The following is an 18,171-nucleotide window of genomic DNA, read 5'->3' on the forward strand; positions in this document are numbered from 1 at the left end:
TATGCCAGTACAAAGTCGGTCGGCAGATTGATGAGGGCCCATGCGAATACGCGACGCAACGGCCAATTTGAATGGCGAACCATGCCGTTGGCATGCCTGGACGGCCTGCGAAAATGTGCGATTGGCCACATGTACCCAATGATGTCGCACTGCCAAACCTGCGGCGCCTGCTGCGCCAGCTTTCGCGTTGATTTCTCCGTCTCCGAGTTGCTGGAGAACGGTGGAGCGGTGCCGGATGGGCTCGCGGATGTCATCAACGACCACACGGCTCGCCTGCGTGGAACCGACTACGCATCCCCGCGTTGCGCCGCACTTGGCGGCAAGATCGGCGAACGCGCGCATTGCAACATCTACGAGTGGCGCCCCGGCCCGTGCCGCGAATTTCGCGAGGGAGATGACGCGTGCGAACGGGCGCGGGCACGGCACGGTCTGCTCCCGCTGCCAGCCGCCAGACCGGCGGTAACTCGCTAGGCGAAACGTCCGCGCATCGAATCCAGCCCGAAGGTGTCGAGCACGGCGTCGAGTCTTGCCTGCGCAGCTGCACGCGGCCGATTTTTGAACTGGGCGATGATCAGCTCGTTCTTCATCGAGTGCTCCCAGCCCACCAGCTCGGTCACCGTGACCTGATAGCCGGCGGCCTCCAGACGCAGGCCACGTAGCACGTTGGTGATCTGGGCCCCGAATTCGCGCGCCTGAATGGGATGCCGCCACAGCTCGGCGACGGTGGCCTTGCTGCGTGCCTCATCCCTGTCGTTGCGGAGAAAAGCTGCCACTTCGGCCTGACAGCAGGGCACCAGCACGATGAACTTGGCTTTTTTTGCCAGTGCAAAACTGATGGCGTCATCAGTGGCGGTGTCGCAGGCGTGCAATGCCGTCACGATATCGATGGGCACATCGAGGTCCGGCGCACTGACGGCCTCGGCCACGCTCAGATTGAGAAAGCTGAGATCGCTGAACCCGCTGCGCGCAGCGAGCGCCCGCGAGCTTTCCACCAGCGCCGCTCGCGTCTCAATGCCGTACATGTGATGCGGCTGCGGCAATGACTTGAGCACCAGATCATGCAGGATGAAGCCGAGGTAGGACTTGCCGGCGCCATGATCGACGAGGTTCACGCGGCCACGTTCGGCAACCGTGTGCGCGATCAGTGGCTCAATGAACTGCGTCAGGTGATAAACCTGTTTGAGCTTGCGCCGCGAATCCTGATTCATCCTGCCGTCGACGGTGAGGATGTGCAGCGCCTTGAGCAACTCGATCGACTGGCCGGGCCGAATTTCTGGCGGCAGTGACTGGGTGCCCGTCCCGCCGGACTGGCGCGCGGTGCCAGCCGTGCTGGCGGGTGACGGTTTGACGCGTTGCGTTGCTTTGCTCAAGATAATGACTGCCCAATGGCTGGCTGCAGGCAGGAGCATAGCGTGCGTACGCGGAGCACTGCGCCTGTCGCCCATCGTGTAAGTCGTCAATCGCCGCCGCGACCAACGGGTTGATGCCACGCCAACAACTGCCACTGGTGCGGCCAGCATTGCATCGATCAGACGCGGCCAGCGAAGGAAAACAACATGACACAGCAACAGTTCGACCTATTCATCATCGGTGGCGGCAGTGGTGGTGTGCGCGCCGCACGCATGGCAGCCCAGCGCGGTGCCCGCGTCGCGCTGGCAGAATCCGCCGCAATGGGTGGCACCTGCGTCAATCTCGGTTGCATTCCGAAGAAGCTTTACAGCTATGCCGCACACTTCAGCGAATCCTTTGTCGAGGCGCGTGGTTTTGGCTGGACCGTAGGCGACACGCGATTCGACTGGCAGACGCTGAAGGCCAACCGCGCCAGGGAAATCCTGCGGCTGAATGGCATCTACGAAGGGCTGTTGTCGAAGGTGCATGTGGTGCGCGGTCGGGCCACCCTGCTTGATGCCCACACCGTTGTGGTCGGTGATCAGCAGTTTGGTGCCGAACGCATTCTGGTCGCTACCGGTGGCTGGCCGCAGGTGCCGCAGATCGTCGGGCGCGAGCATGTGGTGACGTCCAACGAGGTGTTTGACCTGCCAGTCTTTCCGGCCCGGTTGGTGGTCGTAGGCGGCGGCTACATCGCCAGCGAGTTCGCGTCCATCTTCAACGGCCTCGGCGCCCACGTCATCCAGCTTTATCGCGGCGAACAGATCCTGCGCGGCTTCGATGATGACATCCGTCACTTCGCCGCCGGTGAAATGCGCAAGCACGGTGTAGATGTGCGGGTGAATGCGGATGTACGCAGCATCGTGCGAACCAGCAGCGGGCTGGACGTACAGCTCGCCGACGGCCAGACGCTTGCAGCCGATACCGTGCTCTACGCGACTGGACGGACGCCAAACGTGCACGGACTCGGGCTCGACCGCGTGGGGGTGGCGCAGCGTGAAAACGGCGCCGTCGTCGTCAGCGACCACTATCAAAGCTCGGTGCCGTCAATCTACGCGATCGGCGATGTAACCGACCGCGTACAGTTGACGCCGGTCGCGCTAGGGGAGGCGATGAAGCTGGTCGATCACCTGTTCGGCAGTGGAACGCGCGACATGAGCTACGACGGCATCCCGACGGCGGTGTTCACCCATCCCAACATCGGCACGGTCGGGCTGACCGAGGCAGAGGCGCGGCGTAGTGTGGGCGCAGTGCGCATCTTCCGCTCCGAATTCCGGCCGCTGAAACACACACTGAGCGGCAGCGGCGAGCGCACGCTGATGAAACTGGTCGTCGATGCCACTACCGACCGCGTGCTGGGCGTTCACATGGTGGGCGCGGACGCCGGCGAGATCGTGCAGGGCTTTGCGGTGGCGCTCAAGGCAGGCGCGACCAAGGCCGTGTTCGACGCCACCATCGGCATCCACCCGACAGCGGCGGAAGAATTTGTCACCATGCGCGAGCCGGTTGGCGCTTGATCCCGTTCGACATCTTCGTGGACATATCAGCTTTTTCACTGAATTCCCATTCAATGAGGGCTGCATGCGTGTTTACTCACGAAGTCGACTTCAGTGCTTATTACGCCGCTAGCCCTTATCCAATAAGGATTTCAGCGAATAGCTGATGACCACGTCAGTCGTTCCATAGCCCGTGCATTGCCGCCGCGAACGACTGCTTGGTGCCCGCACCGCCGACACTCTCCGCGTTGCGGATCGCCCAGCGCCCGGCGACCATCACATCGGCAAACGACTGCGACGGACTGCTGAACACCATCGCGTCAAGCGTGCGTGACGTCGGCACGCCTAGCAAGGCAGGCTCCGTCGCGTCGACCACCACAGCGTCAGCGCGAGCCCCGGCAACCAGTCCCCAGCGCGCCTCACCGGCCGCAGTGGCGCCGCCGCTGACAGCGCGAGCAAACAGACGCTCCGCCGTCGCGCTGTTGCCGCGGGAAGGCGCCGCAGCAATGTTGCGTGCCCGCCGCTGCAGGCGCTGGCCATATTCGAGCAGGCGCAGCTCCTCGCGCCAGTCGCGGGTGACGTGACTGTCGGACCCGATCGCGAGCGCGGTGCCAGCGTCCAGCCAAGCGGCGACGTCGGTGAGGCCGTCACCGAGATTGGCCTCCGTCGTCGGGCAGATCACGGCGCAGGCGCCGCTGCCGGCAACGCCTTCGATTTCCTCGCGGGTCACATGCGTGGCGTGCACAAGCTGCCAGCGCGCATCGAGCCGGCAGTTTTGCAGCAGCCACTGTACCGGGCGCACACCGGTCACACGCTGGCACTCCTCAACCTCGGCCATCTGCTCCGCGACGTGAATATGGATGGGGCCCTGGGCGCAACCGACCAGTCGCGCAATCGACGCTTCACTGGCGGCGCGCAGCGAATGGATTGCCACGCCGGCGTTCAGTGGCGACCGGTCACCGATGCCAGCCCCGGTGCTTTCGGTGATGCGGCGCTGCGCATCGAGCACCCAGTCGGCGCTGGTGGCAAACCGGCGCTGATCGTGCCGCAGCGTCGGCGTCGCGAAGCCCGCCCGCTCGTAAAGCACTGGCAGCAGGGTGAGGCCGATACCTGCTGCGTGCGCCGCGTCCGCCAGCGTCCACGCCATCAGCAGCGGGTCTTCGTACTCCGCGCCCTCTGCATCGTGGTGCAGGTAGTGAAATTCGCAAACATGGGTGTAGCCGCCGCGCAGCAGCTCGACATAAAGCTGCGTGGCAATCGCGCGCAGCGCGTCGGGCGATACTGAGAGCGCAACACGATACATGCGATCCCGCCAGCTCCAGAAATCGTCATGCTCGTTCTCGCGGCGTTCGGCCAGCCCTGCGAATGCACGCTGGAAGGCATGGCTGTGGGCATTGATCACGCCGGGCAACAGCGGCCCGGCGATGATCTCCGCGCCTCTGACTTGTGCCTGTTCCCTCGTCACGCCGGTCGTCACCGACGACCAGTAACCGTTGCCATCAACTTCGAGCAGTACATCGTGCGACCACGTCTGCGCGTTGCTTTCACCGGTCCAGGCGGCGGGCGCCCACAGCGCAGCAGGTCGGCGTGGACGCGTGATCATTGCGGCTTCCAGTCGAGCATGGTTTCAAGCATCTGCCGCAGCAGCGGCTGCACGTTGGCGGCGCTTGCGGGCAGATAGGCAAACGGCGGCACTTCCTGCATGTAGAGCGACTGACACATCTCCATCTGCACGGCGTGAATGCGCTGCTCCGGTTTGCCGTAGTGGCGCGTGATGTAGCCGCCCTTGAAGCGACCATCAGTGGCGTGTGTGAAAGCCGACGCCTGCATACGCTGCGCGAGTCGCTCACGCAGACCTGCCGCGCAACTCGCGCCGCTCGCAGTGCCGAGATTGAGGTCAGGCAATTTGCCATCAAACAGCCAGGGGATCTGCGAGCGGATGCTGTGGCCATCCCATAGCAGCGCGTAGCCGTGACGCTCGCGCGCCGCCTGCAACGCGTTACGCAAGGCATCGTGATATGGCTGCCAGTAGCGCGTGCGGCGGCGCTCAACTTCGGCCGCATCCGGCGCGGCGCCCTCTCGATAGAGCGGTTCGCCATTGAAGAATCGTGTCGGACACAACTCGGTGTTGGACGCCCCCGGATACATCGGCGTGTCGTCCGGCGGCCGGTTGAGATCGATCACATAGCGTGAATAGCGCGGCACCAATGCGGTGGCACCGAGCGACGCCGCGAAGTCATACAGCCGGTCGAGGTGCCAGTCAGTGTCCTCCACGTCGAGCGCACGCTCGACGTAGCTGGAGCGCAATGCATCCGGGATCACCGTGCCAACGTGCGGCAGGCTTAGCACCAGCGGTGATGCGCCTGGCCGCAGGTCAAATACGGCGTCAGTCGATTGCGACACGTTGGCCTCCCTGAATCAGTTGTTGCAATGGATGATGGCCGAAGCGATAGACCAGGTCACGCGGATGCTCCGCGTCCCACACGGCGAAGTCGGCGCGCGCACCAGCGCCCAGCGCACCGCACGTGGGCGGTAGTCCAAGTGCACGTGCCGCGTTGACGGTGAACCCACGCCACGCTTCCTCCGGCGTCATGCGGAACAGCGTGCATGCCATGTTCATCATCAGGAGCGGCGACAGGGTGGGCGACGAACCCGGATTGTGGTCGGTCGCCAGCGCTATGGGCACGCCCGCCTCGCGCAGCGCCGCAACCGGCGGCAACTGTGTCTCGCGCAAGAAGTAGTACGCACCGGGCAACAGCACGGCAACGGTGCCGGCTGATGCCATCGCTGCGATGCCGTCGCTGCCGACATATTCAAGATGGTCGCAGCTCAGCGCAGCAAACTCCGCCGCCAGCGCAGCGCCATGCTGGTCACTCAACTGCTCGGCATGCAGCTTGACCGGCAGACCGAGTGATCGGGCGCGCTCAAACACCTGCCGCGTCTGCGCGACGGTAAAGCCGATGCGTTCGCAGAAGGCATCGACCGCATCAATGAGTCCTTCTGCATGCAGGCGCGGCATCCAGTCGCAAACCGCCGCGACATAGTCATCGGCGCGCTGATCGAATTCTGGCGGAATGGCATGGGCACCAAGGAAAGTCGTGCGCACGGTCAGCGGCAACGCTTCGCCAAAGCGTCGCGCCACACGCAGGCACCGCGCCTCATCAACCTCGCTCAGCCCATAGCCGGATTTGATCTCGACAGCGGTCACACCTTCGCGCATCAGCGCCTTCGCGCGCGCGACCGCCAGACTCAGCAACTGGTCATCCGATGCGTCGCGAGTCGCCGCCACCGTCGAGCGGATGCCACCGCCTGCGCGGGCAATTTCCTCGTAAGTCGCGCCCTGCAAGCGCAACTCGAATTCGCGCGCCCGGTTACCGGCATAGACAAGATGGGTGTGGCAATCGATCAGGCCCGGCGTCACGCAGGCGCCGCCGAGGTGATGCTCGTTCGCGCTTTCTTCGGTTAGCGTCGCTGGCAGGTCGCGATCTGCGCCAAGCCATATCACTTCGTTGCCGCGTGTGACGATGGTCGCGCCAGGCAACCATCCATACGGCGTGTCACCGCAGAATGTCGCGACGTTGGCATTGCGCCAGATCGTGGTCGTCATGCTTCCAGCTCCCGAGAGTTGCTTACCACGCAGTGGAATTCGAAATTTCCGGTGTCAGGCGTCACGGCTCGAAACGATGCCGGCACAGAAGCGCTGGTCGTCGCTTGCCACGCCAACGACATCGGCGGCAGCACGACGACTTCACTGGCATGAGGGCGCAGCTCGCCACCGCCGACGCTGAATACGCCGTGCAACACCGCCGTCGGGCTAGCGCTTGCTTCCAGACGAGCAGTGAGCATGACTTCAGTCGAATGCAACGCCCGCAGCCAGCCAGTGGCCCGATCGCGGCGGATCATGAGATTGAGGTCCCGCGTCGCGCCGTTGATCAGGTGGCAGTCCGGCGCCGATTCACCAGCGAAGTTGATCGCACCATCGTGGCGGCGAACAGTCTGAACAGGATTGCCGAGCAGAACGCCGGCGCCCGACAACACCGCGAACCAGCGATCAACTCCTGCGAACGCAGAAAACGGCCCGTCGCGTTCGATGTCCGCCACCGACAGCCGCACGGACCAGTCGTCCGCATTCGGCCACGCCAGCAGCTCCCGCGTGACGCCACCACCATTGCGCCACGCCTGCGGTGCTGCGCTGTCAACGCGCACGACCTGCCAGCTCATGGCTTGAAAACGCCTTCGATCTGATAGTGCCCCGCCGGATGCACCAGCCGCGCCTGCGTGATCGGTATGCCACGATTGCTGGTGCGACGGGCGACGATGAGGCAGGGGTCGCTCGTCTTGAGCCCGAGCAGCTTGGCCTCGCGTGCCGTCGGCAGCCCGGCCTGTACGGAAAAGTGCGCTTCCCACAACGGCGCAACGTCGAGCAAATAGTGAGTTGGCGTCACCCGGGTGAAATCCACCGACAAATAGTCCGGCGCGCATTCCGGGTTGACGTAGCGGTCTTCACACTGCAGCGCGACGCCGTTCTCATAGTGCACGATCAGCGTATGAAAGATCCGCGTGCCCGCCACAACGCCCAGCCGTTGCGCCGCCTGCGCACCTGCCTGTTCCTCTCGCGCCAGGTGTACGGTGGCATGATGGGTATGCCCGCGCGAGACAATTTCTTCGTGAATGTCACGAATGACGAGCGACGACGACACCCGGTGCAGTTGAGCGGCAAAAGTGCCCACGCCCTGCACGCGATCAACCAGACCTTCCAGTTGCAGTTCGCGCAGCGCACGGTTGACGGTCATGCGGCTGACCCCGAAATGCTGCACCAGCTCAGCTTCCGACGGCATCAGCGTGCCCGGCGTCCATTCACCCGCGGCAAGACGCGACTTCAGGTAATGCTTCACCTGCTCGAATGGGGCCAGCGCGCTGGCTGCGCGAATCCCCGCCGCGCCGGCTGTGCGTACGCCGTCCGTGGGCAGGGTTCGCGCTGATTTCTTCCGTGGCACTGATTTCATATGGCAATGCTAACGCAGGTTTTCCCCAGCTTGCACAAACTTGTCTAGACAAGTATAGTTCGCCAACTTTTTAAACCCACACCCGGCTGCGGGTGGGCCAATCACTCACAAGGGAGCCCCGTCATGACGCACCCCAACCATCCCCCGGTTCACGCCCTGCCGCGCACTGTCCGCGCGCCGCGTGGCGCCAGCCTCACCTGCAAGAACTGGCTGATCGAAGCGGCGTACCGTATGGTGCAGAATAACCTCGATCCCGAGGTTGCCGAGAATCCGGACGCGCTGGTCGTCTACGGTGGCATCGGCAAGGCCGCACGCAACTGGGATTGCTTCGAGGCGATCCTGAAATCGCTGCGCGAGCTGAACGAGGATGAGTCGCTGCTGATCCAGTCGGGCAAACCAGTAGGTGTATTCAAGACGCACCCCGATGCGCCGCGCGTGCTGCTGGCCAATTCCAATCTCGTGCCGAAATGGGCTACTTGGGAGCACTTCAACGAGCTCGACCAGAAAGGCCTCATGATGTACGGCCAGATGACGGCGGGCTCGTGGATCTACATCGGCAGCCAGGGCATCGTGCAGGGCACTTATGAGACATTCGTCGAGGCCGGGCGCCAGCACTTCGGTGGCAGCCTGGCCGGCAAGTGGATTCTCACCGCCGGCCTGGGCGGCATGGGGGGTGCGCAACCGCTCGCGGCGACGTTTGCGGGTGCCTGCTCGCTCAACATCGAATGCCAGCAGTCGCGCATTGAGTTTCGCATCAAGACGCGCTACCTCGACGAGCAGGCGACTGATCTCGACGACGCGCTCGCCCGCATCGCAAAGTACACCGCCGAAAAGCGCGCGGTATCGATTGGTCTGCTCGGCAACGCTGCGGAAATCCTGCCCGAGCTGGTGCGCCGCGCCAAAGCCGGCGGCATCAAACCGGATATCGTGACCGACCAGACCTCGGCACACGATCTGGTTAACGGCTATCTGCCGATGGGCTGGACGCTGCAGCAGTGGCAGGACGCCCGCATCGACAGCGGCCAGCATGCCGCCCTGCGCGACGCCGCCGCGGCGTCCTGCGCGGTGCATGTGCAGGCGATGCTGGATTTCGCCGCGATGGGCATCCCCACCGTCGACTACGGCAACAACATCCGCCAGGTCGCCTACGACCGTGGCGTCAAGAATGCATTCGACTTCCCGGGCTTTGTACCAGCCTACATCCGGCCGTTGTTCTGTCGCGGCAAAGGGCCGTTCCGCTGGGTCGCGCTGTCGGGTGATCCGGAGGACATTGCGAAGACCGATGCCAAGATGAAGGAGCTGTTCCCGGAGGACAAGCACCTGCATCGCTGGCTCGACATGGCTGCCGAGCGTATCGCCTTCCAGGGGCTGCCGGCACGCATCTGCTGGATTGGCCTCGGTGAGCGGCAACGGGCGGGGCTTGCGTTCAACGAGATGGTCAGGCGCGGCGAACTGAAAGCACCGATCGTAATTGGCCGTGACCATCTCGATTCCGGTTCGGTCGCTTCGCCCAACCGCGAGACGGAAGCGATGATGGATGGCTCCGATGCGGTGTCGGACTGGCCGCTGCTCAACGCGCTGCTCAACACCGCCGGTGGTGCCACCTGGGTGTCGCTGCACCACGGCGGTGGCGTCGGCATGGGCTACTCGCAGCACTCGGGCGTAGTGATCGTCTGCGACGGAACTGATGCCGCTGCGAAGCGCGTCGAGCGAGTGCTGTGGAATGATCCGGCGACCGGCGTCATGCGTCACGCCGATGCGGGTTACGAGATCGCGAAGCAGTGTGCCCGCGAGTGGGAACTGAAGCTGCCGATGTTGTCCGCCTGATCTCCATCGGCGAAGCACAGAAAACAAAAGACGTGAAAAAAACTTTCCAATTGAACGTCGGCGCCCTGGCGCTAGACGATTTGCAGACGCTGCATGCTGGCGGTGTCACTCTTACCCTGCCGATGTCGGCTCGCGAAGCGATTCGCCAGAGTCACGCGGTTGTCGCCGCAGCGGCTGCGGGTGACGCGCCGGTCTACGGCGTCAATACCGGCTTTGGCAAACTGGCCAACCAGCGCATTGGCGCCGCCGATCTCGATACGTTGCAGCTGAACCTGATTCGCTCGCATTCGGTGGGCGTTGGTGAGCCGTTGGCGCCTGCGGTTGTACGCCTGATGCTCGCGCTGAAGGCCGCAAGCCTGGCGCGCGGCTACTCTGGCGTTCGCGAAGTGGTGGTCGATACGCTGCTGGCGGTCTACAACGCCGGGCTGATTCCGTGCGTGCCGAGTCAGGGCTCGGTCGGCGCGTCTGGCGATCTGGCGCCGCTGTCACACATGACGCTCGCGCTGCTCGGCGAGGGCGAAATGCTCGAAGATGGTCGCAAGGTACCGGCGGCCGAAGCGTTGGCAAAGGCCGGAATCGCGCCACTGCGCCTGGCTGCCAAGGAGGGGCTGGCGCTGATCAACGGCACCCAGACCTCAACCGCTCTGGCGCTGCATGCGCTCCTGAGTTTCGAGCCAGTACTTGAGTCCGCGCTCGTCATTGGTGCGCTCACGGTCGATGCCGCCCGCGGCAGCGACGGGCCGTTCGATCCGCGCATTCATGCGGTGCGCGGGCAACCGGGGCAGATCGACGTCGCGCGTTACTACCGCGCCCTTCTGGCCGGCAGTGAAATCCGCCATTCGCACGAAGAAAACGATGATCGCGTGCAGGACCCGTACTGCCTGCGCTGCCAGCCGCAAGTGGTGGGAGCGTGCCTCGACCAGTTGCGCCACGCGGCGCTGGTGTTGCTGCGCGAGGCCAACGCGGTGACCGACAATCCGCTGGTGTTCGGCGATACGCAGCAGATGATCTCCGGCGGCAACTTCCACGCCGAGCCGGTGGCCCTTGCCTGCGACGCGATGGCCGTAGCCATCGCCGAAGTCGGCGCCATCGCCGAGCGCCGCATCGCAATGCTGATTGATACCGGCGTGTCGCGGCTGCCGCCATTTCTGACGTCCGACGCCGGACTCAATTCCGGATTCATGATCGCGCACGTCACTGCAGCGTCGCTGGCCAGCGAAAACAAATCGATGGCCCACCCAGCCAGCGTGGACAGTCTGCCAACGTCGGCCAATCAGGAAGATCACGTCTCGATGGCCACCTTTGCCGCGCGCCGCCTGCAGCCGATGATCGCCAACACGGCGCACATTCTCGGCATTGAACTGCTCGCTGCTGCACAGGGTATTGAGTTTCTGCGGCCGCTCAAATCGTCAATGGCATTGGAAGAGGCACACGGCTTGCTACGTGCCCAGTGCAAGTCCATCGAACGGGACCGCTATCTGGCGCCGGAGATCGAACGTGCGACACTGCTGGTACGCAATGGGGCGCTGTCAAAAGTCTTCCGTGCGCTGACTGCTGTCGAAACCGGCGCCGCGTTACCAGCTCTCTGGATTGCCGTCTGAACAGAATTTCCCAACTTCAAGATCACAACGAAAGGATCGGACCGTGAAAAAAACTCTTATTGCCCTTGGTCTTGCCGCATTGGCTGCAGCACCAGCGGTCGCGCAGGAAACCAAGGTTGCCATCGGCATCTCCGGCTGGACCGGCTTTGCGCCGCTGACGCTGGCAAAAGAAGCTGGCCTGTTCAAGAAGCACGGTCTCGATGTCACCATAAAAAAGATTCCGCAGAAGGACCGCCACCTGGCCATTGCGTCCGGTGACGTGCAATGCGCGGCGACCACGGTGGAGACATGGGTTGGCTGGAACGCTGCAGGCGTTGCCACCACGCAAATTTTCCAGCTCGACAAGAGCTATGGCGCCGATGGCATGGTGGTTAAACCCGGCATTGCAAAGATTGCTGACCTCAAGGGCAAAACAGTGGCTGCCAGCGCACCCGGCACCTCGCCTTACTTCGCGCTGGCGTGGATGCTCAAGAAAAACGGCCTCTCCGTGAAGGACGTGAAGATCGTCAACCTCGAGCCGCAGGCCGCTGCCAACGCGATCCTCGCCGGCAACGCCGACGTTGACGCCGCAATGACCTACGAGCCCTATCTCTCCGGCGTGCGCAACGCACCCGACAAGGGCAAGATCATCGCCACCACGCTTGACTATCCAATGGTGATGGATACCTTTGGCTGCACGCCGAAGTTCCTGACCGACAATCCGAAGGCTGCGCAGGCGCTGGCGAATGGATACTTCGACGCGCTGGCCATGATCAAGTCCGAGCCGAAGAAGAGCTTCGAAATCATGGGTGCCGATGTCAAACAGTCTGGCGACGCTTTTGAGAAGAGCCAGTCGTTCCTGCGCTGGCAGGACAAGGCGGCCAACCAGAAATTCTTCGCTGGTGAACACGCGCAGTTCACCAAAGAAGCGGCTGATCTGCTGCTCGAAGTGGGCATCATCAAGGCCATCCCGGATCTGTCTAAGCTGGCCGATACGCGCTTCATCAAATAAGACATCCTGTCTTTCACCCCTGAGTCGCGCCTGCGTTGGCAGGCGTGACTTGCTGCCCCCATGAAACCACTTACCGCCGTAGCGCCCGCCACTCGGGTCACCCTTGGCATCGCCTTCTTCGTGCTGTTCGTCGTCGTATGGGCGATCGCGACGCTGGGCGGTTTTGTGTCGAAGACCTTCCTCGCCGACCCGATCACGATGGTGAAGAGCGGCTACACGCTGGTCACCGAGATGGGATTTCTGAAAGACATCGGCATGACCGTGTGGCGCGTGGTGGGCGGGTTCGTGATCGCCGCCTTGCTGGCGCTGCCGCTTGGCGTGCTGATGGGGGCATACAAACCCATCGAGGCCTTCTTCGAGCCCTTCGTTTCGTTTGCCCGCTATCTGCCAGCCTCTGCCTTCATTCCGCTGCTGATCCTGTGGGCAGGCATTGGTGAGGCGCAAAAGCTGGCGGTGATCTTCATTGGCTCGTTCTTTCAGCTGGTGCTGATGATCGCTGTGGTCGTCGGCAACACCCGGCGTGACCTCGTGGAAGCCGCATACACATTGGGCGCGACCGATTCCAGTCTGGTGCGGCGCGTGCTCATTCCAGGTGCGGCGCCGGAGATCGCCGAAATCCTGCGCATGGTGCTGGGTTGGGCGTGGACTTATGTGATCGTTGCCGAGCTGATCGGCGCATCAAGCGGCATTGGCCACATGATCACTGACAGTCAGGCGCTGCTGGCCACCGACCAGATCATCTTCGGCATCATCGTGATCGGCTTGATCGGCCTGATCAGTGACTTGCTGTTCAAGCTGGTCAACCGCAGGCTTTTCCCCTGGGCGGCGCTGGGAAAGTAGGCGCATGAACATCCTCTCTGTCCGGGGCGTTTCCCGTACCTTTGAAGCTACTGGCCGCGCCCCCACAGTAGCGCTACAGGCGACCGATCTCGACGTTGCCGAGAACGATTTCATCACCATCCTCGGCCCCTCGGGTTGCGGCAAGAGCACACTGTTGCGCATCGTCGCCGGGCTCGACAAGCAGTCCTCTGGCGAGGTTCTGCTTGATGGCAAGCGCATCGACGGCCCGGGGGCTGACCGAGGCATGGTGTTCCAGAGCTACACCCTGTTCCCCTGGCTGACAGTGCGCGACAACGTCTGCTTCGGGCTGCGCGAGCGCAACCTGCCGCGCAGCCAGCAACTGGAAGTCGCCGATACCTTTTTGTACAAAGTCGGGCTGCGCGGCTTTGAGAACCACTACCCCAAGCAGCTCTCGGGCGGCATGCAGCAACGCACTGCCCTCGCCCGCGCCCTCGCCAACAACCCGCGCATGCTGCTGATGGATGAGCCGTTCGGCGCGCTCGACCATCAGACGCGCGAGCTGATGCAGGAGCTGCTGCTCGGCATCTGGGAGTCCGAGAAGAAGACCGTGCTGTTCGTCACTCACGACATTGACGAGGCAGTGTTCATGGGTAGTCGTGTCATGGTAATGAGCGCCCGGCCGGGCCGCATCAAGCTCGACCGCGCGGTGCCGATTGCGCATCCACGGCATTACTCGGTGAAGACGACCCCGGTATTCGCCGAATTGAAGGCCGAACTCACCGAACAGGTACGCGCCGAAGTGATAGCAAGCCAGAACGCCACCGCCTGAGCAGCCCGCTGACGGCCGCGACCGCGCGGACGTCATATCATCGGCGCATGAGCAGCGTCGATCCAGGCGAAACCGGTGTGACGGACATTCCGGCGAATTCCCATGCGGGAATTGCCGCTGCCGTGGAGCGCGCCCGCGCACTGCGCAACAGTGACCCGACGCAAGGCATACGCATCGCAGACGGTGCGCTGGCCGCCGCGCAACGGCTGGCATCAATCCACCCTGATGATTTGCCCGCGCAGCGCCTGCTCGCCGATGCATTGGCGGCGCTTGGCCACTGCGAGCGGATGAGCTCATCGCTGGCCGATGCGGCACAGCACAGTTCGGCCGCGGTCAGCGTCTACGAAGCGATCGGGGAGCAGCGTGGCGAAGCAATGGCCCGCACGCAGTGGGGCATCGCACTGGTGCAGATGGGTGATCTCACTGGCGGTCTCGCCCAGCTCGAGCGTTCGCGCGACATCAGTGTTGCCCTCGGTGACCGGCGCAGCGAAAGCGACGCCCTGATTGACATCGGGGTGGTGCACAACATGCTCGGCGACGACGCCAGCGCGATCGCGTTCTACCAGCAGGCACTCCCGATCTACGAGCAGGCGAACGACACCTATCACGTCGCCACCTGTCTCAACAACATGGCTTATGCCCACGTCTGCTGGGGCCGCCGCGAGCTTGATGGCGGCCGGGGGGACTCGGCCAGCCCGCACTTTTCGCAAGCGTCCTCGCTGGCCGCACGTGCACTGCCGCTGGCGCGCGAGTGCGACCACGTCGATTTCGTCGCGACCTGCCTCAACACCTTGTCGCTGGCGCGACGCCACTCGGGCGATCTCGATGGCTGCATGGCGGCGCTGCGCGAGCAGCTTGCCATTTCCGAGCAGATCGTCGGCCACCGGATGCGTGCAGTATGTCGCGCGACCATTGCCGACGCCCTGCTGCAAAGGAACAATGACGGTGACGCGAGCGAAGCGCTGCACTTGCTGACCGAGGCGGACGAAATCTGCGCGGCGCATCAGTTGCGGGAGTCGCACCCTCCGATTGTGGAATCGCTCGCGCTGGCACTCGAGCGTTCCGGTGATATGGCCGCTGCACTGGCGGCGCACCGCCGCTTTCATTCACTGCAAATGCAGATCAACAGCGAGACGGCGGAGCGGGAGGCGCGCGCGCTCGAATCGCGGTTGCGCCTGGTGCGTACCGAAGCTGATCTCGACAGCGCGCGACTGCGCGAGCAGGAGCTTGCCACGCTGAACGCGCAGCTCAATGCCAAGCAGGCGGAGCTGGAGCGGCTCGCCCACATCGACCCGCTGACCGGCCTCGCCAACCGTCGCGCCTGGCTGCAGGAGCTTGCGTCGGAGTGGGCAGCTGGTCAGCAGGGGCTCTACCTGCTGCTGCTCGACATTGACCACTTCAAGTCAATCAACGACTCGTGGGGACATGCGGTCGGCGATGCCGTCCTGCAACGCGTAGCGCGCTGCGTGGTGGGCAGCATCGGGGAGCCCCGCGCGACGGGACGTTTTGGTGGCGAGGAATTTGTCGCCTGGTGCCGCGTGGATAGCCGCGAGACGATGGCAGCGCTGGCGGCGCGGACCCTGCAGGCGATCCGTCAGTCAAACTGGGATGAGATTGGGGCCGGCCTGCGTGTCACGGCGAGCCTGGGCTGGACTGCGGCAACCCGGCACGCCAGTGTCGACGCCGCCCTGTCCGAGGCCGATCGCCGCATGTATGACGCCAAGCACGCCGGGCGTGATCAGGCGATGGGCTAGGGCCGCCATCGCTTTCTGCGCAAGCGTCAGCCGGGCTAAGCGATGCGACGGTCGCGCAGCACGGCGGACACCGCCGCCATGCCGGGCGCCACATAGTGCGGATGATATTGCCGGATGTCGTCGCCGGACGCCGGGCGTCCGGTCCAGTAACCCTGGATCAAGTCGAAATGCATCTGCGCGCAACAAGCCGCTTCGTCGCGGGTTTCAACGCCTTCGGCCAGCGCGGTGGAGCCAACGTCATGCACGATGTTGACCAGCTGCGCGACCAGCTGCTGCTTTTTCGGGCTGGCGCGATCCAGGCCGCGAATCAGCCCCATGTCGAATTTGACGAAATGCGGTGGCACCTCGGCCAGCTCCAGCAGGCGCCCCTGCCCGGCGCCGAAGTCGTCGTAGGCAAACTGCACGCCGTAGCCAGCCAGGCGGTCAGCCATTGCCCGCACGTCGGCAATCTGCGTCACCGCGCTTTCGTGGACTTCGACCACCAGACTGGCCGTCGGCACCATCGCGCGCAGCAGGGCAATGGATCGGTAGAACGCCTCCTGGAACATCTCCTTCGGGTGGGCGTTGACAAACAGCGTCGCCTCTGGCGCCAGCGCCGCTGCCGTCGTAAGACCAGCCCAGCGAAACGCCTCGCTCAGCTCCACTTCCCGGCCCAGGCGCATGGCGAGACCGAACAGGCCCATCGGCGAATCCGGCAAACCTTCCGCCCGGCCACGCCCAAGCACCTCGAAGGCGCGCAGTCGCCCGTCGGTCACTCGCACAATCGGCTGCAGTGCGGCGGCAACATTGCGCGCCCGCAGCATCTGGTCAAACGCGCGCTCTTCCACCACAAAGTGTTCGCTCAGCGCCGGGCTGCGCCCCACGATGACGGTCTTCATGTCCTCCGGTGGCGCCGCCAGCGCGAGCAGGCGCTCGTCCATTCGCCGCAACCGGTACTCCGTCACGCCGAAATGCAGTACATCGCCATCACGAATCAACACCGAGCCATGGATCGGTGCACGGTTGACGAAGGTGCCGTTGCCGCTGTTGAGATCGGTCAGCCGCAGCAGGCCGCCGATGTCCTGCTCGATGCGGGCATGTTGGCGCGAGGTCTCGGCGGAGGCGATGGCAAGATCGCAGGACGGATCGCGGCCGACCACGAACGGAAAGCGCAGCATCGGCAGCAGCGTGCTGTCGCCGTTCACCGTCAAGCCTTCAAGACACCAGCCGTCCATCCCGTCGCCCCCGGTCCCGCTGCATGGCGGCGCGACTGCCACCCATCACCATTGTAAGAACGCGGCAAGGCCAGGATGTGCGCCAGCATCACGGACGCTGAAGCACTTACATCTTTCTATCGAAATCCTTATTCAATAAGGGCTAGACGCCTTAAAACACCGTAAGTCGACTTGACATTATTTGCACCGCCGAGCCCATTACGGACGCCATTTTTCTGAAAAGTTGATGGTTGGGAGTGCGCTTGTCGGGCACCGCGCGACCCATCGCGCTGCGACATCAAACGTTGTCCGGATGGCGGATGTGCTGCCAAGTGTCACCATCAAACGTCGCCAGCGAACGGTAGCCGAAGCACCACAGCACCCCGTCGCGGACATCGACGGCGCAAACCGCCGTGTCGCCGTCGGCGAACTGCAGGGGCACCGGCACAACGCGCTGGCCGTCGTAGCGGAACAGGCCGTCGTTGGACGCGAGGTAGGGTTGATCGCGAAAGACGCACAGATCGTGAAAGATCACGTTGAGGTCGTACTGGCTGACGTCAACAAAGCCGCTGTCCGCATTGCCGCGCAGCAAGGTGCCGTTGAAGCCGCAGACCCAGACCAGCGCCGAATCAACACAGCGAACGCGAGTGAGACTCTCGTCGGTATTGACAACGCAGGGTGACCAGGTGGTGCCGTCGTAGTGGTGCACCGTGCCATCGCCCACCACGTAAAGATCGCCCGCAGCAGTGCCGTCGATATCGGAGAAGTCGTCAGCCAGCACGACCGGGTTCAGCGCAAGGTTGGCTGCGGGTGCCGCCACCGGCTGGCGCAAGTCGCCGGCGATACTCACCCAGCCGACCGCATCGCGCCGATAGATCTGCCCGCCGCCACCGCAGGCGTAAAGCTGCTCGCCAATTTCGCGCAACGCGTTGATATAGCCATAGATCGGCGGCTCGCTGCGCTCCAGCCCTGCCTCAGCAATGCGCTCCTGACGAATGCCCTGTGGATTCGCGATATGCAGCACGCCATTGTTTGAAATGCTGACGTAGCTGCGAACGCGACCAAGGGCATGCTGTGCCACGCAGACGCCCGCGACGGTGAAGTCAGGGATATCGACATGCCGCCAGGGCGTCGCGTTTTGCTGATCGAAATAGAAAATTCGCGTGAAGGCCTGATCTTCATCGAGGCTTTCCGGCTTCGCCGCGACGAACACATAGTCGCTCTCGATCGCGCATGCCGCCTGAAAGCGCACCGGTTCCGTCCGCACTGTCTTCGTTGCCATGG

Annotated in this window: 16 protein-coding genes; 8 read left to right on the forward strand and 8 right to left on the reverse strand. The window is 63.7% G+C overall.

Translation table 11 applies throughout. The annotated features are described in order from the left end of the window. Positions 1–141: 141 nt before the first annotated feature. The gene (locus FKL89_RS16220; RefSeq protein WP_156864755.1) at positions 142–471 is read left to right on the forward strand and encodes a YkgJ family cysteine cluster protein; all 330 of its coding nucleotides are present in this window, start codon (positions 142–144) and stop codon (positions 469–471) included. Here FKL89_RS16220 and FKL89_RS16225 read toward each other — a convergent pair. Then, the gene (locus FKL89_RS16225; protein WP_420361128.1) at positions 468–1,370 is read right to left on the reverse strand and encodes a class I SAM-dependent methyltransferase; all 903 of its coding nucleotides are present in this window, start codon (positions 1,368–1,370) and stop codon (positions 468–470) included. The genes FKL89_RS16220 and FKL89_RS16225 overlap by 4 nt on opposite strands. A 186-nt stretch (positions 1,371–1,556) precedes the next feature. Here FKL89_RS16225 and gorA point away from each other — a divergent pair, with 186 nt between their 5' ends. After that, positions 1,557–2,906, forward strand: a complete 1,350-nt coding sequence (gene gorA, locus FKL89_RS16230; RefSeq protein WP_156863783.1) for a glutathione-disulfide reductase — start codon at positions 1,557–1,559, stop codon at positions 2,904–2,906. Between the two features lie 154 nt (positions 2,907–3,060). On the opposite strand, the gene FKL89_RS16235 is transcribed toward gorA, so the two are convergent. Genes FKL89_RS16235 through hutC form a run of 5 tightly spaced genes read right to left on the reverse strand, consistent with a single transcriptional unit; the run spans position 3,061 to position 7,891 of the window. After that, positions 3,061–4,488 carry a formimidoylglutamate deiminase gene (locus FKL89_RS16235; protein WP_156863784.1) on the reverse strand — a complete coding sequence of 476 codons (1,428 nt, stop codon included), beginning with the start codon at positions 4,486–4,488 and terminating at the stop codon, positions 3,061–3,063. Next, positions 4,485–5,288 (reverse strand): N-formylglutamate deformylase, encoded by an 804-nt coding sequence (gene hutG, locus FKL89_RS16240; RefSeq protein ID WP_181955203.1) that lies wholly within the window; start codon positions 5,286–5,288, stop codon positions 4,485–4,487. The genes FKL89_RS16235 and hutG overlap by 4 nt, the downstream gene beginning before the upstream one ends. Beyond that, the gene (gene hutI, locus FKL89_RS16245; RefSeq protein ID WP_156863785.1) at positions 5,272–6,492 is read right to left on the reverse strand and encodes an imidazolonepropionase; all 1,221 of its coding nucleotides are present in this window, start codon (positions 6,490–6,492) and stop codon (positions 5,272–5,274) included. Before hutI ends, hutG begins: the two co-directional genes overlap by 17 nt. Next, positions 6,489–7,106, reverse strand: a complete 618-nt coding sequence (locus tag FKL89_RS16250) for a HutD/Ves family protein (RefSeq protein ID WP_156863786.1) — start codon at positions 7,104–7,106, stop codon at positions 6,489–6,491. The genes hutI and FKL89_RS16250 overlap by 4 nt, the downstream gene beginning before the upstream one ends. Further along, positions 7,103–7,891: a histidine utilization repressor gene (hutC, locus tag FKL89_RS16255; protein ID WP_156863787.1), complete on the reverse strand. Its 789-nt coding sequence runs from the start codon at positions 7,889–7,891 to the stop codon at positions 7,103–7,105. The genes FKL89_RS16250 and hutC overlap by 4 nt, the downstream gene beginning before the upstream one ends. Positions 7,892–8,014: 123 nt before the next feature. Here hutC and hutU point away from each other — a divergent pair, with 123 nt between their 5' ends. Genes hutU through FKL89_RS16285 form a run of 6 tightly spaced genes read left to right on the forward strand, consistent with a single transcriptional unit; the run spans position 8,015 to position 15,694 of the window. Then, on the forward strand, positions 8,015–9,718 hold the full coding sequence (gene hutU, locus FKL89_RS16260) for a urocanate hydratase (RefSeq protein ID WP_156863788.1): 1,704 nt from the start codon (positions 8,015–8,017) through the stop codon (positions 9,716–9,718). Positions 9,719–9,750: 32 nt separating this feature from the next. Continuing rightward, a complete protein-coding gene (hutH, locus tag FKL89_RS16265; protein WP_156863789.1) occupies positions 9,751–11,319 on the forward strand; it encodes a histidine ammonia-lyase in 1,569 nt (522 codons plus the stop codon). 43 nt (positions 11,320–11,362) lie between these two features. After that, positions 11,363–12,310, forward strand: a complete 948-nt coding sequence (locus FKL89_RS16270; RefSeq protein WP_156863790.1) for an ABC transporter substrate-binding protein — start codon at positions 11,363–11,365, stop codon at positions 12,308–12,310. 60 nt (positions 12,311–12,370) lie between these two features. Beyond that, the gene (locus FKL89_RS16275) at positions 12,371–13,150 is read left to right on the forward strand and encodes an ABC transporter permease (protein ID WP_156863791.1); all 780 of its coding nucleotides are present in this window, start codon (positions 12,371–12,373) and stop codon (positions 13,148–13,150) included. Positions 13,151–13,154: 4 nt separating this feature from the next. Then, positions 13,155–13,940, forward strand: coding sequence for an ABC transporter ATP-binding protein (locus tag FKL89_RS16280; RefSeq protein WP_156863792.1), 786 nt, complete (start codon positions 13,155–13,157; stop codon positions 13,938–13,940). A 47-nt stretch (positions 13,941–13,987) separates the two neighbouring features. Then, positions 13,988–15,694, forward strand: coding sequence for a diguanylate cyclase (locus tag FKL89_RS16285; protein ID WP_156863793.1), 1,707 nt, complete (start codon positions 13,988–13,990; stop codon positions 15,692–15,694). A 35-nt stretch (positions 15,695–15,729) separates the two neighbouring features. On the opposite strand, the gene FKL89_RS16290 is transcribed toward FKL89_RS16285, so the two are convergent. Further along, the gene (locus FKL89_RS16290) at positions 15,730–16,908 is read right to left on the reverse strand and encodes an EAL domain-containing protein (RefSeq protein WP_156863794.1); all 1,179 of its coding nucleotides are present in this window, start codon (positions 16,906–16,908) and stop codon (positions 15,730–15,732) included. Between the two features lie 277 nt (positions 16,909–17,185). Next, on the reverse strand, positions 17,186–18,169 hold the full coding sequence (locus FKL89_RS16295; protein WP_156863795.1) for a beta propeller repeat protein: 984 nt from the start codon (positions 18,167–18,169) through the stop codon (positions 17,186–17,188). Between the last annotated feature and the right edge of the window lie 2 nt (positions 18,170–18,171).

It is taken from the genome of Casimicrobium huifangae, assembly GCF_009746125.1.
In the GTDB taxonomy this organism is placed as follows: domain Bacteria; phylum Pseudomonadota; class Gammaproteobacteria; order Burkholderiales; family Casimicrobiaceae; genus Casimicrobium; species Casimicrobium huifangae.

Excerpts from the sequence above, each read along its gene's own strand:
- FKL89_RS16220 (WP_156864755.1), top strand. The coding sequence starts at position 142 with ATGTCGCACTGCCAAACCTGCGGCGCCTGCTGCGCCAGCTTTCGCGTT.
- FKL89_RS16280 (WP_156863792.1), top strand. The coding sequence starts at position 13,155 with ATGAACATCCTCTCTGTCCGGGGCGTTTCCCGTACCTTTGAAGCTACT.
- FKL89_RS16275 (WP_156863791.1), top strand. The coding sequence starts at position 12,371 with ATGAAACCACTTACCGCCGTAGCGCCCGCCACTCGGGTCACCCTTGGC.
- FKL89_RS16295 (WP_156863795.1), bottom strand. The coding sequence starts at position 18,169 with ATGGCAACGAAGACAGTGCGGACGGAACCGGTGCGCTTTCAGGCGGCA.
- FKL89_RS16290 (WP_156863794.1), bottom strand. The coding sequence starts at position 16,908 with ATGGACGGCTGGTGTCTTGAAGGCTTGACGGTGAACGGCGACAGCACG.
- FKL89_RS16235 (WP_156863784.1), bottom strand. The coding sequence starts at position 4,488 with ATGATCACGCGTCCACGCCGACCTGCTGCGCTGTGGGCGCCCGCCGCC.
- FKL89_RS16250 (WP_156863786.1), bottom strand. The coding sequence starts at position 7,106 with ATGAGCTGGCAGGTCGTGCGCGTTGACAGCGCAGCACCGCAGGCGTGG.
- hutU (WP_156863788.1), top strand. The coding sequence starts at position 8,015 with ATGACGCACCCCAACCATCCCCCGGTTCACGCCCTGCCGCGCACTGTC.
- hutI (WP_156863785.1), bottom strand. The coding sequence starts at position 6,492 with ATGACGACCACGATCTGGCGCAATGCCAACGTCGCGACATTCTGCGGT.
- FKL89_RS16285 (WP_156863793.1), top strand. The coding sequence starts at position 13,988 with ATGAGCAGCGTCGATCCAGGCGAAACCGGTGTGACGGACATTCCGGCG.
- hutC (WP_156863787.1), bottom strand. The coding sequence starts at position 7,891 with ATGAAATCAGTGCCACGGAAGAAATCAGCGCGAACCCTGCCCACGGAC.
- gorA (WP_156863783.1), top strand. The coding sequence starts at position 1,557 with ATGACACAGCAACAGTTCGACCTATTCATCATCGGTGGCGGCAGTGGT.